This window comes from Candidatus Methanoperedens sp., assembly GCA_012026795.1.
Taxonomy (GTDB): Archaea; Halobacteriota; Methanosarcinia; order Methanosarcinales; family Methanoperedenaceae; genus Methanoperedens.
This window is the reverse complement of record VEPM01000010.1, coordinates 16,009-30,116: the sequence shown is the minus strand read 5'-3', so window position 1 is coordinate 30,116 and position 14,108 is coordinate 16,009. Positions and strand designations below refer to the sequence as shown.

At 41.4% G+C, this 14,108-nt stretch carries 15 protein-coding genes; 7 read left to right on the top strand and 8 right to left on the bottom strand.

Annotation, left to right across the window (positions count from 1 at the left end; all coding sequences use genetic code 11):
- Nucleotides 1-62: 62 nt before the first annotated feature.
- From FIB07_05305 to FIB07_05280, 6 genes are all read left to right on the top strand, one after another.
- Entirely contained in the window at nt 63-554 is a 492-nt protein-coding gene (locus FIB07_05305; GenBank protein ID NJD52268.1) for a 3-isopropylmalate dehydratase small subunit, read from the top strand.
- Nucleotides 551-1,411: a hypothetical protein gene (locus FIB07_05300; protein ID NJD52267.1), complete on the top strand. Its 861-nt coding sequence runs from the start codon at nt 551-553 to the stop codon at nt 1,409-1,411. Before FIB07_05305 ends, FIB07_05300 begins: the two co-directional genes overlap by 4 nt.
- A 19-nt stretch (nt 1,412-1,430) precedes the next feature.
- Nucleotides 1,431-2,414, top strand: coding sequence for an NAD-dependent isocitrate dehydrogenase (locus FIB07_05295; GenBank protein ID NJD52266.1), 984 nt, complete (start codon nt 1,431-1,433; stop codon nt 2,412-2,414).
- Between the two features lie 7 nt (nt 2,415-2,421).
- Nucleotides 2,422-5,508 carry a PAS domain S-box protein gene (locus FIB07_05290; protein ID NJD52265.1) on the top strand — a complete coding sequence of 1,029 codons (3,087 nt, stop codon included), beginning with the start codon at nt 2,422-2,424 and terminating at the stop codon, nt 5,506-5,508.
- 178 nt (nt 5,509-5,686) lie between these two features.
- The gene (locus FIB07_05285; GenBank protein ID NJD52264.1) at nt 5,687-7,417 is read left to right on the top strand and encodes a histidine kinase; all 1,731 of its coding nucleotides are present in this window, start codon (nt 5,687-5,689) and stop codon (nt 7,415-7,417) included.
- Between the two features lie 74 nt (nt 7,418-7,491).
- Entirely contained in the window at nt 7,492-8,409 is a 918-nt protein-coding gene (locus tag FIB07_05280) for an ABC transporter ATP-binding protein (GenBank protein NJD52263.1), read from the top strand.
- Between the two features lie 9 nt (nt 8,410-8,418).
- Here the strand turns inward: FIB07_05280 and FIB07_05275 are convergent, their stop codons facing one another.
- The 5 genes from FIB07_05275 to FIB07_05255 all read right to left on the bottom strand — a co-directional run bounded on the left by FIB07_05275 (nt 8,419) and on the right by FIB07_05255 (nt 11,287).
- A complete protein-coding gene (locus FIB07_05275) occupies nt 8,419-8,778 on the bottom strand; it encodes a cupin domain-containing protein (protein NJD52262.1) in 360 nt (119 codons plus the stop codon).
- Between the two features lie 67 nt (nt 8,779-8,845).
- Complete coding sequence (locus tag FIB07_05270; protein NJD52261.1) at nt 8,846-9,370, bottom strand: 3-isopropylmalate dehydratase small subunit; 525 nt, start codon at nt 9,368-9,370, stop codon at nt 8,846-8,848.
- Nucleotides 9,371-9,440: 70 nt separating this feature from the next.
- Nucleotides 9,441-9,749 carry a transcription factor S gene (locus tag FIB07_05265; GenBank protein ID NJD52260.1) on the bottom strand — a complete coding sequence of 103 codons (309 nt, stop codon included), beginning with the start codon at nt 9,747-9,749 and terminating at the stop codon, nt 9,441-9,443.
- Entirely contained in the window at nt 9,727-10,164 is a 438-nt protein-coding gene (locus tag FIB07_05260; GenBank protein NJD52259.1) for an NUDIX hydrolase, read from the bottom strand. The genes FIB07_05265 and FIB07_05260 overlap by 23 nt, the downstream gene beginning before the upstream one ends.
- Nucleotides 10,165-10,195: 31 nt before the next feature.
- Nucleotides 10,196-11,287 (bottom strand): GTP-binding protein, encoded by a 1,092-nt coding sequence (locus tag FIB07_05255; protein NJD52258.1) that lies wholly within the window; start codon nt 11,285-11,287, stop codon nt 10,196-10,198.
- A 56-nt stretch (nt 11,288-11,343) separates the two neighbouring features.
- Here FIB07_05255 and FIB07_05250 point away from each other — a divergent pair, with 56 nt between their 5' ends.
- The gene (locus FIB07_05250) at nt 11,344-12,612 is read left to right on the top strand and encodes an ArgE/DapE family deacylase (GenBank protein ID NJD52257.1); all 1,269 of its coding nucleotides are present in this window, start codon (nt 11,344-11,346) and stop codon (nt 12,610-12,612) included.
- Nucleotides 12,613-12,643: 31 nt separating this feature from the next.
- On the opposite strand, the gene FIB07_05245 is transcribed toward FIB07_05250, so the two are convergent.
- The 3 genes from FIB07_05245 to FIB07_05235 all read right to left on the bottom strand — a co-directional run bounded on the left by FIB07_05245 (nt 12,644) and on the right by FIB07_05235 (nt 14,092).
- Nucleotides 12,644-13,501 (bottom strand): tetratricopeptide repeat protein, encoded by an 858-nt coding sequence (locus FIB07_05245; GenBank protein ID NJD52256.1) that lies wholly within the window; start codon nt 13,499-13,501, stop codon nt 12,644-12,646.
- Nucleotides 13,423-13,776, bottom strand: a complete 354-nt coding sequence (locus tag FIB07_05240; GenBank protein ID NJD52255.1) for a tetratricopeptide repeat protein — start codon at nt 13,774-13,776, stop codon at nt 13,423-13,425. The genes FIB07_05245 and FIB07_05240 overlap by 79 nt, the downstream gene beginning before the upstream one ends.
- 100 nt (nt 13,777-13,876) lie before the next feature.
- Nucleotides 13,877-14,092 carry a hypothetical protein gene (locus FIB07_05235; GenBank protein NJD52254.1) on the bottom strand — a complete coding sequence of 72 codons (216 nt, stop codon included), beginning with the start codon at nt 14,090-14,092 and terminating at the stop codon, nt 13,877-13,879.
- Between the last annotated feature and the right edge of the window lie 16 nt (nt 14,093-14,108).

The window sequence follows — 14,108 nt, the reverse complement described above, 5'->3', positions numbered from 1 at the left end:
GTCATTGATAATATCTTTTACCAAAATTTTTATATTCGCTGTAAACAATAAACTGTCAGTAAATGACTGGCAAAAACAATATTATATCGGGAAGAGCCTGGAAATTCGGTGATAATGTCGATACCGATGTTATAATTCCCGGTAAATACCTGCGCACGACTGATATGAACGTATTCGCGTCCCATGTTATGGAAGGGATCGACCCGTTATTTTCCCAAAAAGTCCGAAAAGGTGACATAATCGTAGCTGGAAAGAATTTCGGATGCGGCTCATCCAGGGAACAGGCACCCCTGGCTTTAAAATATGCAGGCATAGCGTGCATCGTAGCCGAATCATTCGCCCGGATATTTTTCAGGAACGCAATAAATGTGGGATTGCCTATTATCGAAGCAAGGATTGATTGCGAAGAGGGGGATAATATCGAGATCGACCTTGAGAAAGGAATTGTGAAAAATAATGGGAAAACATATCCGGCCACAAAACTCCCGGATTTCCTGCGCGAGATACTTGCTGATGGCGGACTTGTTGAACATCGCAAAAAGGTGACTCCTTGATATTCCCGGCTGATTATAAAAGCGTAGGTATGACCAGGACCGATCCGACAGGAAGGATCGGGGGGCCGATATATTTTACTACGGAATACCTGATCGCCGAACTTCCATCGGGTTACGAAATATATAAGGTGAAAAGTGAAGGCGAGGGACTGTTAAGAAAACTGGTCTCACTTGAGTTGATTGCCTGTGGAAAAGAGATAACAAAATTTAAGGAAAAACTTGATTCCCATGACAGGACGAAGCTTATCGAATGCGCTCTTCCCTTATGTAAAGGTGTCATAAATACTGTAATTTTTGAGGGTATGGACAGGCATACGACTTTTATCCGGGATCCGAGCCTGCATGAAGTAATGGAAATAGAAATAATTGATATCTCACCACCTGAACCACCCTGGCTTGACTTTGCAATCCAGAGACTTGTTAGAAGCGGTATACTCGGAGAACTGAATATTCGTTTTTCGACAAAACTCATTGACCTTCGCCAGTTTGAAGGTGAAAATGTGGTATTTCCCTGTCACGCCTCTGAACTAAAAGGAAAATACCTTGATACCGATACCGATATCAAAGATAACTCCATGCTTGTGGGATGTGATATATCAAAACAGATATTTGAGCTTCGCTATCCCGATTTGACTTATAAGCATATCAATATGTGTCCGCTTAAAACAGAACTTTACCTGCCCACAAAACCTTTTATCACACGATGCTGCCAGAGCAAGAAATCAGGTATGGTGAACCTTAATGGCATTGACGGCGCCGTAGTTCACTGGGGCGCGTCCGAATACGATATTGTGGATGCGATCAGGATGCTTGTAAGGATAATGAATGGTAATATCGAGAACAAGGAAAAAAAATAATGAAAAACCAGGAAAAAACATGAAAATCGCAATTATTCCCGGTGATGGCATAGGGAAGGAAGTCTTACCTGCGGCATTATCAGTACTTGATGTTTTCGGCCTTGATATAGAGAAAGTTCCTCTTGAGATTGGTTTTGGCAAATGGGAAAAAACGGGAAGTGCTATCAATGATGATGATATTTCTCTCATCAAGCAGTGCGATTGCGTTCTTTTCGGGGCTATTACAACTGTGCCTGATCCCAATTATAAGAGCGTTCTTGTGCGGTTGCGCAAAGAACTCGACCTGTATGCAAATATCCGTCCTTTCACGCCTCTTGAAAAAGTTAAATTACCCTGTGCAAAGAAATTCGATTTTGTGATAGTAAGGGAAAATACGGAGGGCATGTACTCAGGTGTCGAAGAACTGCATGAGGATGTTGCATATTCCACAAGAATAATTACACGCAAAGGCAGTGCAAGAATCGCAGAAAAAGCATGCAGGATCGCAAAGATGAGGAAAAAGCAGTTAACTATAGTCCATAAAGCAAATGTTTTGAAATCCGATTCGTTTTTCCGTGATGTCTGCACAGGCGTTGCGAAAAAAAATGATATAGTATATAATGAAATGCTCGTAGATGCCATGGCATACGATATGATCCTGCATCCGGAGAAATATGATGTGATAGTGACTACAAATCTTTTCGGGGACATACTTAGCGACGAAGCTGCGGCTATGGTAGGCGGCCTGGGCCTGTGTCCCAGCGCCAATATCGGCGATAAATATGCGCTTTTTGAACCCATACATGGCAGCGCTCCCGATATTGCAGGAAAAGGCATTGCTAATCCTATAGCAGCCATACTGAGCGTCAAGATGATGCTTGAATGGGCAGGGTTTGGCGTGGAAGCAACAAAAATAGGCCAGGCTGTAAATAATGTTCTTGATAATGGTATCGTTACTCCTGACCTTGGAGGTTCCTGTTCTACTCTTGATATTTCAAATGAAATCACAAAATTGATTAGATGAAAGAAACATGTGCGTTTCGAGTGGAAAAATGAAAGGAAAAACGAAAGGCCAGTTAATCGAGGAACTTAACAGCTTAAAAGAGCGCCTGAGTACACTTGAAAACGCTGATATTGAGCGGAAAAAAGTGATTAAAGCACTTAGCGAATCAGAGGCCAAGTATCGTTTATTATTTGATTCGGCTCCTGTCGGGATAGGGATAGCTGACCTTGAAGGAAATATTATTGATGCCAATAAAAACATGCAGGAGATGAGCGGCTTCTCTCTCGATGAATACAGGGCAATTGGTGTTGGAGCAACCTATGCTGATCTGGAAGAACGAAAGCTTTTACTGGACTCTTTAAGAGAAAAAGGGAAGGTGAGGGATTGGGAAGGCAGGTTGAAACGCAAAGACGGATCGGAATATTATGCATTGATCAACGCAGATATAATGGAATTGAAAGGTCGTAAAGTACTTCTTGCGATTATAAGGGATATTTCACAAATTAAGCGAAATGAGGTGGCATTAAATGCGGCTCTTGCAAAAGCGCAGGAGGAGAAAAACAAATCCGAGGCTATCATTGCAGCACTGGGTGATGGTATAATAATCCAGGATACTGGTTATAAAATAATATACCAGAACTATGTTCAAAATGATCTGTTCGGGAACAAGACAGGTGAACTTTGTTACAAAGCATATGAAGGCAAGGAAAAAATATGTGACGATTGCCCGGTTGAGAGGACATTCAGGGATGGGAAGATCCACAGGTCGGAAAGAAAAGTTTCCACAGATAAGGGAGATTTTTATTATGACCTTACTTCATCTCCTTTAAGGGATTCTAAAGGGAAAATCATAGCAGGAATAAAGGTTGTCAGGGAAATAACAGGACAAAAGCGCCTGGAACAAACCCTGCGCGAGAGTGAGGAGAAATACCGCAGACTGGTAGAGACATTAATGGAAGGTATCTGGGTGCTTGATAAAGATGGGAACACTACTTTTGTAAACCCGCGTATGGCACAGATGCTCGGATATACAGTTGATGAGATGCTGGGAAAGCATGTGTTTTCTTTTATGGATGAACAGGAGAAAGAGAATGCAATGCGCTATCTAGAACGACGTTCGCAAGGAGTCAAAGGACAGTACGATTTTGAATTTATCCGGAAAGATGGAACAAAAATATATACAAGTTTAGAAACATCCCCTATTACAGATGAGAATGGAAAATACTCTGGAGCTGTTGCGGCAATAGCAGACATTACCGAGCGTAAGCGTACTGAAGAGAAGCTTCGTAAAGGAGAGAAATTCCTTGAAAGCATCTATTCAAGCATCCAGGATGGAATCGGAATAATCGATAAGGGCATGAACATTATCAGTGCTAACAAGACCGCTGAAAGCTGGTACCCGCATGCTGTGCCGCTTATTGGAAAGAAATGCTATGAAGCATATCACCAAAGAAAAGAGCGGTGTGAGCTTTGTCCTGCCTGGGAAACGCTCAAAACCGGCAAAGCAGCTTATAGAGAAGTTGCCAGACACGGACCTGGAGGAAAGCAGGTGGGATGGGTGGAAATTTACAGTTATCCTCTTAATGATATGATTACCGGACAGATGAATGGCGTAATCGAATATGTCCGTGACATTACGAAACGCAAGCATATGGAGGAGCAGCTCAAACAATCAGAGGAAAAATACAGGAATCTCGTTGAACTGACTACAGATATCATTTATTTGACGGATAAGAAGCGCAATCATATCTTCATGAATGATGCAGGATTGCGGATATTAGAAGCTCTTCCTGGAGAAGTGATCGGTCATCACTGGTCTAAATACATATATCCTGAGGATAGGGAGAAATCTTTCCAGAAATTCCGGGAAATGATAGAAAATGGCACTGATGTTTTCGATTTTGAGAACAGGTATATTTCAAAGAGCGGCAAGGTAATTAATGTCCTTCATAATATCAGGATACTGAGAAATGAAAATGGGGAAGTAACAGGGACCCAGGGGATCGCAAGAGATATCACAGAAAGAGAGCGTTCAGAGGAGGCGCTACGCCTGTCGAACCTGGTAGTTGAGAACAGCCAGACAGTTCTTTTCAGGTGGAGGGCTGAGGAAGGCTGGCCAGTCGATTTTGTCTCAAATAATATAGTCCAGTTTGGTTACAGTGCCGAGGAATTCCTTTCAGGTGCGCTTCTTTATGAATCCATTATTCATCATGACGATCTGGAAAGAGTATCCAGACAGGTGCATGAACATTCAAAGAGTGGTGATGACAGGTTACATCAGGAGTATCGCATCATTGCAAAAAATGGGTCAGTCCACTGGGTCGATGACAGGACAGTGATCGAGCGCGAAAAGAACGGAAATATTACCCATTACCAGGGAATAATAATAGATATCACAGAACGCAAACATACTGAAGAAGCTATCAGGAAATATAACAAGGAACTTGTGGAGTCCAACCGCATGAAGGAACTGTTCACTGATATCATGCACCATGACCTTTTGAATCCTCTTAATGTGGCCAATGGATATGTTGAACTTTTTCTTGAAGATGAAAAAAATCCCCGGAAAAAATCCTACCTCAATACCATTAAACGAAATCTTGTCAAAGGAATGGAGCTTATTGATAATGCCACAAAGCTTTCAAAGCTTAAGAGTCTGGAATCTATTGGATTTAAGGATCTGGATTTGAAAATTGTTGTCACAGAGGTTATTGAAAATCTTACACCGCTTGCGGTAAATGCCGGGATGAGGATTGAAAATAACCTGGAAACCAGATTACCTGTTAAAGCTAACAGGATTATTGAAGATATTTTTATAAACATTATAATAAATGCTATAAAATATGCCCCGCAGGGAAAAAGAATAGTGGTAAAAGGCACAGAGGAGGCTAATTCCTGTTCGGTAAGGATTATAGACTTTGGAGAGGGAATAAAAGATCCGGAAAAAAAACTCATTTTCGAAAGATTCAACAGGAATGAAAAGAAAGGCGTAAAGGGTTCAGGATTGGGTCTAGCAATAGCAGGAAGAATTGTTGAACTTCATAATGGCAGGATCCGGGTTGAAGATAATCCTGAAGGCGGAGCTGTATTTGTTGTGGAGATTCCAAAATCATAGAGATTGGAATCGATCGATTTAAATAGAATCCTGATAGTCTGAAATGCTGGTGGTTTAACCCAGGATTGTGGCTACGATTTGGATATCATAGTAAAAATATAAGGATTGTAGGTTAAGTAATCCTTTTTGTCTTAGGTGATGCAAAACCACATTTTAAAAAACGTGTTAGGTAATTCAGATGAAAAGGTTAAATGATAGAAAAACTCGCATTCAGAACACTAAACGAAACTGGCTGATAGTTTTAATCACATGTGTACTGTCTGTCACAGTTATTGTTTTTCTTGGAATCAGATCAAACGATGAGATCCACAATATAATCCAGGAACAGTTTAGTGAAAGACAGCTACTTCTTTCAAAACAGATTTCTTCAGGGCTAAATGGATTCCTGAACGAAAAAACAACAATTATTGAAATAACGGCTTTGCATATTTCTGATGGATCGCCAGATACGATATTAACCGAATTTGCGAATGTTTACAACCATACCAGCGGCATTTATGTATTTGAGTTTATTAATGAAAGTGGTATAGTTACTATGGGGTATCCCAGGGAAAATACACCTTTCGGATATGATCTTTATGAATTTAAAAGGCCGGAAGATAATGAAACAGAACCTGTTCTGATAAATACTTTTGAATGGGTCAGAGACAAAAGAAAGACAAATATCACAAGGCCTGTGCATTTATTAGAGGGAGGACTCGGAGCTTTCATCTGGACCCCTGTTTACAAAGGAGATACGTTTAAAGGTGAAATTCTTGCAATCCTGACAATCTCAGATATCTCGGATAAATTCCTAAAAAACTATAATCCTCCATGGGAGGTCCTCATGGTCGATGACCTTGGAGGGATATTATATGATAGTTCTCACAGGTATCAAGAAGGTACAAAATATCCAGACGCTTTGAACAGTACGGATCCCTTTTATTTCAAAGATAATGGAAATGAGAAGGAATTGATAGCCTATTCCCCCATCATCTGGCGCAATCAGAACTGGTCAATAGCCGTGATATCCCCGGTCTCGGAAGCTGACTCCTTGATAAATTCGGTATATTTAAAACAGAATCTGTTTATAGGGGTAGCGGTTGGTTTTATTATATTGAGCAGTTTTTCAATTATTTTATTACTCTTTGGATGGAATAAATCTCTTGAACGTGAAGTGGCAAAGAAGACAGACGAACTTTATGAATCTAACAAACTTTTACAGGATGCGAATGAAAAATTGAAGATAATTGATAAATTGAAATCAGATTTTCTGTCAATGGTATCACATGAATTGAAAACACCGCTTACTGCCATGAAAGTTTCTTCAGAAATTCTAATGGAAAATGATTCAAAAGCAAGTACCAGGGAGGAATTATTACAAATTTTAATAAGGAATATCGATCGTCTAACGCGCCTGGTAAACAACCTGCTGGATATTTCCATAATTGAGTCAGGCAAACAGAAATACAGTATGGAAATAGTGGACCTGAATGATATTATTGATACTGCCGTTGGCACCATAAGAAGTCAATATGAGAAAAACAGATTGAAGATCACAACAGATATTCCAGAAGATCTTCCGAAAATCAATGCGGACAAAGATAAGGTTATTCAGGTATTCATAAATCTTTTAAGTAATGCTCTGAAATTTACCCATGAAGGCGGAAATGTAGATATTAGAGCTTTTGAATTTGAGAACTATATAGAAGTGCGGGTAAAAGATGATGGCGTTGGTATACCACCGGATAAAATTGATAAAATTTTCGATAAATTTTATCAGGTAGATAATAATTCCACCCGTTCATATGGTGGCGCAGGGCTTGGGTTAACAGTTAGCAAAGCCATTATGGAGGATCATGGAGGTTCCATCAGGGCTGAAAGCTCTCTATCGAAGGGGAGTGTATTCATTCTTACATTCAACAAATGAAAGTTATAAGACGAAATTTTTTTAATTAAAATAAATCAGCTAATTATATTTCATAATAGCTCATTATCACATCCATGCTTGCAGTTAAGGCTGAAGGGATATACAAATATTATAAAAGTCAAAATCGAAGAAAAGAGGTACTGAAGAACGTTTCCATCAATATCGGGGAAGGGGAGATATTTGGCGTCCTCGGGCCGAACGGGGCAGGTAAAACCACGCTCATTTCCATACTTTCAACGCTGTCGATACCTGATTCCGGGAAAGTGGAAGTTTTCGGTATCGATGCATTAAAAGATCCCAATAATGTAAAATGTATCGTTAATATCAGCAGCGGAAACCCAAATTTCCCCTGGAGCCTAACGGTTTATGAAAATCTCAAATATTTTGCATTGCTCTACGGATTGGAAAACAGGGAAGGATCCATAAATGATGTAATTGGTATGCTCGAACTTGAGAAGTTCAGGAATACAAGATTTGATTCGCTTTCAACAGGTACAAAACAGCGTCTTTCCCTTGCAAAAGCGCTTCTTAACGATCCGCGCCTACTGTTCCTTGATGAACCTACTGTCGGTCTTGACCCGGATATGGCTATAAAGATACGCAAATTAATTAAAAAAATCCATGACGAAAAAGGGATCACTATTGTCCTGACAACCCATTATATGAAAGAGGCTGAACAGCTATGCGGGCGCATTGCTTTTATCAAGGATGGCGAAATAATCGCAAATGCCGCACCCGGTGAACTGAAGAGGCAGATGAAACTTGGCGAGAAGATAATTATTGATTATGAAGGCAGGTTTGAAATTTCATCACTGGATGACATCCCGAAAATCCTGGATATTAAATCCGAGAACGGAAGGGTGGTGATCGTTGCAGAGAATATTGAGTACATACTTAATGATATCTTAAAGAAGTTCTGTGATGTTCATATCAATAATATTGAGATTTCACAGCCCAATCTTGAGGACGTTTTCCTGCAGCTTGCTCATTGATTGGCTGAATTAATATATTACTTCATCTTCTTTTTTCCAGGCAGGATCTACTATGCACAGGAAAACCAGATCATTTTTACCTGTATTTTGGATGAATTGCAGGGAGTTCGGTGGAATATAAATTGCATGACCCTGATGGACTTTTTGTTTTTCCTCATTTATGTGCATTAGACCTTCCCCTTCAAGAATGTAATATACTTCAGTTGTCTTTAATTTATGAGGTAAGGATGTCTGGCCCGGCTTTATGATCGCATGGGCAAGACTATAATTGATTGCAATTTCTGCCCTGTCGGGATGTAAAAGTTCGCGAAGGATTGAATTATCCCCGGCCCTGAATTCTTCACATTCATTTAAATCCCTGATAAACATAACAAATCAGCTTTATTAACCGCAAAGGTCGCAAAATGTAGCAACAATGTTCTTCTCGGTTTTATTTTCACTCAATCATTTTCTGCGCATACCCGATAAGGCCGCCCGCATCAACTATGCCTCGCACAAAATCAGGAAGCGGTGTTGCCTGGTAGGTTTCTTTTTTGGTCACATTGGTGATCAACCCTGATCCGAAATCAACCTCGATATGATCGCCCTCTTCGATCTTATCAGTATCAGGGCACTCAAGAAGTGGTAATCCGATATTGATCGCATTCCTGAAAAATATCCGTGCAAATGATTTTGCGATAATGCATTTAACCATGGCGCCTTTTAATGCAAGCGGCGCATGTTCCCGCGATGAGCCGCATCCGAAATTAAAACCTGCAACAATGATGTCCCCGGCTTTAACACCCCGCGCAAATTCGGGACGCACGCCTTCAAAAGCGTGCCTGGCAAGTTCATCAGGTTTATTGATAGTGAGATATTTGCCCGGAATAACGGCATCCGTGTCAATATCGTCCCCGAATCTCCATACGTTTCCGGGGAGCTTCAGGTCTTTCTCAAGGTCAACTGTGAGTTTTTGCTTCATGAGGGGTTGAATTGGCCGGATTGGTAATAAGATTTATTCAGATTTTGAACCTTTTAATTCACATTATGTTCTAATTATACTCTCTCCACGTCTTCCCGCATTTCGTGCATCGAAAGAACCTGACCTCGCTTTCATCGGCAGAACGGAGCTGCCTCAGCCACCAGTATGCGGTATCATTCCCGCAGTCCTCGCACCTTGCCCGTGTTGTGGGCATTCCCATTTCCCTTTCTTCAAGAACAGTAACTTCCCTTTCTTTCATTTCAGTAGTTGAAACAAAGCTTTCCTTAATATTCTTTTCAAACCCGCACTTTATATTCCTGCACTTAAAAATATTCTTGGCGGGCATCATCATGCTTTTACATTTCGGACAAAATTCCATTAATATCACTCTTCGCGTTTTCTATTATCTTATTATGATCAAATGCCAGTTTGGGTATTTCATTAATTCCAAAAAGCCTTATATCTTTAGCATCCGAACCAGCTTTAAGCTTTCCGAAACCTCTTGCAAGATAACATACAGTTACAGTATGCCCCCTCGGATCGCGAGAAGGGTCAGAATATACGCCAAGAAGCCTGACAAGTTCTATATCAAGCCCTGTTTCTTCTTTTGCTTCACGAACAGCTGCTGCTTCCACAGTTTCCCCGATCTCGACAAATCCACCCGGCAGTGCGAACTGGTTTTTAAACGGCGGATTCAGGCGCCGTATAAGGACAAGCTTCCCTTCATGAATTATCAGCGCATCCACAGTCAGGAGTGGCGTTTTAGGAACAGATCTATTATTATTTGTATTCATGCATTAACTCCTTTTCAGGAGGTCTCGTCCTTCATCTCCTCAAAACAAGCGTCAGGATATCATTATCATCCATTATATGGTCAAGTCCGGCGCGCTGTCCTTCATGCTTTGCCGATGTACCCCAGATCTGTGCATACCTGAATCGTTTCCTGAAATCGCGGTGAAGCTTGTCGCACACATCGCCGATCGTGGCGCCGTATCTTATAATCAGGGCTTCCTCCATATCAGCAGCCTTGCCCTGCGGCTTCATAAAGATCCTGATAAATCCGAGGTTTTCAAAGAGCCTGTCCTTAAGTTCCTCGATATGGACCTTCTTATCCGCTGAAATCAGAAGTGCATCCGGGAATTTTTCTTTACAGACACGAAGGGCATATTCATCTGCAAGATCGATCTTATTTATAACTACTGTTCCGGGCAGGTATTTCCTGTTATCAAGGATAGCATCTATAAGCTGGTCGATTGTGATATTTTCGCGTATCAGGACATTTGCATTATGGATCCTGTATTCCCCGAGTACTGTTTTTATGGTATCTTCATCAAGGTCAAGGTCAACTGTGGAACTGATAGTCACGCCACCTCTTGCTTTTTTCTTTATCGTTATATCAGGAGGTCTCGAATTAACGCGAATCCCTGCCTCATATAATTCCTGTAAAAGTACATCATAATGCACAAGCTGGAAAACATCCAGCAATATCACCGCAAGGTCGGCGTTCCTTATTACGGCAATGACTTCCTTGCCGCGTCCGCGGCCTGAGGCTGCACCTCTTACAAGTCCGGGGACATCAAGTACCTGGATCGTTGCACCTTTATGTTCCATTGCCCCCGGTACTACATCAAGAGTAGTAAATTCATAAGCTGCAACCGTAGATTCCGTTCCTGTAAGACTGTTAAGGAGCGTACTTTTTCCTACTGATGGGAATCCTACAAGCACAACTGATGCATCGCCTGATTTCTTGACTGAAAAACCCTCCCCGCCGGATTTTGAAGAAGCTCTTTTTTGCACTTCATCCCGAAGGTGTGCAACCTTGGATTTAAGACGGCCTATATGACCTTCGGTAGCTTTATTATACTTAGTTTTTGATATTTCTTCTTCGATTGCCCTTATTTCTTCTTCAATTGCCATCGGGTCTTATAGCTATAAACAAGGCAAAAAGGATTTGGGTAATAAAAACCTTTTCGATGCAAATGGCGACATTACCTGACGATCTTGAATCCAGAACAGAGGAGACAATAAAAACACTCGATGAACTTGTGCACTTTAAGACCCATGTTCCGCCCGGTGAAAACTACGAAAAGGCCATGGATTATGCAGCACAGAAACTAAAGGAACTTGATTTTGAGGTTGAGAAGATACTTATGTCGCGCGAGTTATTCGAGAAGAAGAATCCAAGGCTTACTCACCTTACAGGGGACAGGGTCAACCTTTGCGCAATAAAGAATGTGGATGCAAAAAAGACCCTGCTGATAAATACTCATCTTGATGTAGTCCCGGTAAGTGAGAACTGGACCGTACCACCGTTTGAATGCACAGTAAAGGAGGGGCGTATCTTCGGACGCGGCGTGGCAGATTCAAAAAGTGGGCCTGCGGCTCTTTTTACGGTACTTCGCGCAATGGAAGAACTTGATATTTTGCCAGAATATAATCTTAATATCACCCTGACAACGGATGAAGAGATGGGGCCGTATTCCGGCCTGTGCTATCTTGCCGACCTTGGAAAGCTCAAAGCGGATTATTTCCTGAGTATGGATGGGGATAGCGATGATATTACAATAGCGTCCAACGGGAACGTGGACTGGCAGATAGATGTTTTCGGGAAATCATACCACAGCGGCAGCAGTTTCATGGGGGTTAACGCGATAGAAAAATCAATACCTGTAATGAATGAACTAATGATCCTGAAAGAGAAAGTGGAAAAGCGGCGCTCAAAAGTCCCGGGAAGTTTAGCGATATCAGAAAAAGCAGGGATAAAAACTCTCATGCCTGTCCTGAATATAAACTTGATGAATGCGGGGGTGAAGCAGAATATTGTTCCTGATAAGTGTACTATGAAGGGTGACAGGCGCTTTATTCCTGAAGAAAATTTTGATGATGTATGCAAAGAATTCGATAGTGCCATATCAAATGTTTTGCTGAAACATCCTGAAATAGGCCTCAAATACAGCTGCGATGAGATATATGCGCCCATGCTCACTGATATGAACCATCCATGGGTAAAGAAAGTCCAGGATATTGCTAGTGTTACCGCAGGACGGCAGGTTAGTCTTGCAGGGGCGCAGGGAAGTCTTGATGTCGCATATGCTGTCAAAGTCACAGGATTGCCTGCATGCTGTTTCGGGATCGGGAGAAGGACAGAAAGCAATGCACATGCGGATGATGAGAATATAAGGGTAGATGATCTCGTGATGTACACGAAGTTTTTGGGGAAATTGATCTGTGGTGATCAGTAACCTTTTTTACTGGTAAATTTTATAATATTCATTAACTCAGCCTGAGATTTTTGATATTTTTCATAATATCATCAATACTTTCAGGATCTTTGAGTTCTTCAAACAACTTTAATGACTTCTGATAGTATTCCAGCGCTTTCCCGGGTTTTCCCCATTCATGGTAAACAATTCCGATACTATTAAGCCTGGTTGCTTTTCCCCTGATATCATTCAAATTCTCATCTATCTCCAGAGCTTTTTGAAAGTACTCAAGCGCCTGCTCAGGCTTGCCCCAGTCCTGATACGCACCTGCGATGTTGTTAAGCCTGGTTGCTATACCTTTGATGTCCTTTTGCTCCTGCGCTATCTCCAGTGCCTTTTGAAAATACTCCAGTGCTCTATCGGGCTTGCCCCATTGCTGGTATACAATTCCAATGTTGTTAAGCCTGGTTGCTTTTCCCCTGATATCCTTGCGTTCCTCATCCATTTCCAGCGCATTTTGGAAATATTCCAGCGCCTGTTCAGGCTTGCCCCATTGCTGGTACACAATTCCGATGTTATTAAACCTGATTGCTTTCCCTCTGATGTCCTTTCGCTCCTCATCAATCTGTAGCGCTTTTTGAAAGTATTCAAGTGCTTTATCATGGTTGCCCAGGTCCTGGTACACATCTGCGATGTTGATGATGTCTGTTGCTTTTCCTCTGGTATCCTTGAGTTCTTCAGCTATCTCCAACGCTTTATAAAAAGATTCCAGTGCTTTTTCAGATTTGCCCAGATCCTGATAAACACTACCAATATTGCTAAGTCTGGTTGCTTTCCCTCTGGTATCCTTCAGTTCCTCATCCATCTGTAGCGCTTTTTGAAAATATTCAAGTGCCTGTTCCGGCATACCCCAGTCCTGGTAACGCATGCAATGTTGTTGAGACTGGTTGCTTTTCCTTTGATATCCTTCAGTTCCTCATATATCCCCAGCGCTTTTTGAAAGTATTCGAGTGCCTGCGCAAGTTTGCCCAATTGCAGGTACACACCACCGATATTGTTAAACCTGGCTGCTTTTCCCCTGATATCCTTTAGTTTCTCATCTATCTCCAGAGCTTTTTGGAAGTATTCGAGCGCCAGCTGGAGCTTTCCCCATTGCCGGTATACACCTGCTATGTTGTTGAACCTGGTTGCTTTTCCTCTAATATCTTTCAGTCCTCAGTTATCTCCAACACTTTTTAAAAATTTCCGAGCTTTAAATTAATAAATCGTTTAAGAGTAATAAAACTATTGTGACATCCTCCCCTCAATAAATTGAGGGGCTTCCTGCATCTCTGAGTGTCCATTGACTGCTCTCCGCAGGCTTTAATTCCCCACAGTCCGTAGGTACTGTTGTTGTTCCTCTATTACCTATTATGGTTGCAGAAACATGGTCTCGCTTCAATATCAAACCACATTCAGGACATACATGTACCCTTACTGACAGGTTGTTGAAAAATAGGAAAACACTGTATATTTTCATTCCTGGTTTTCCATTT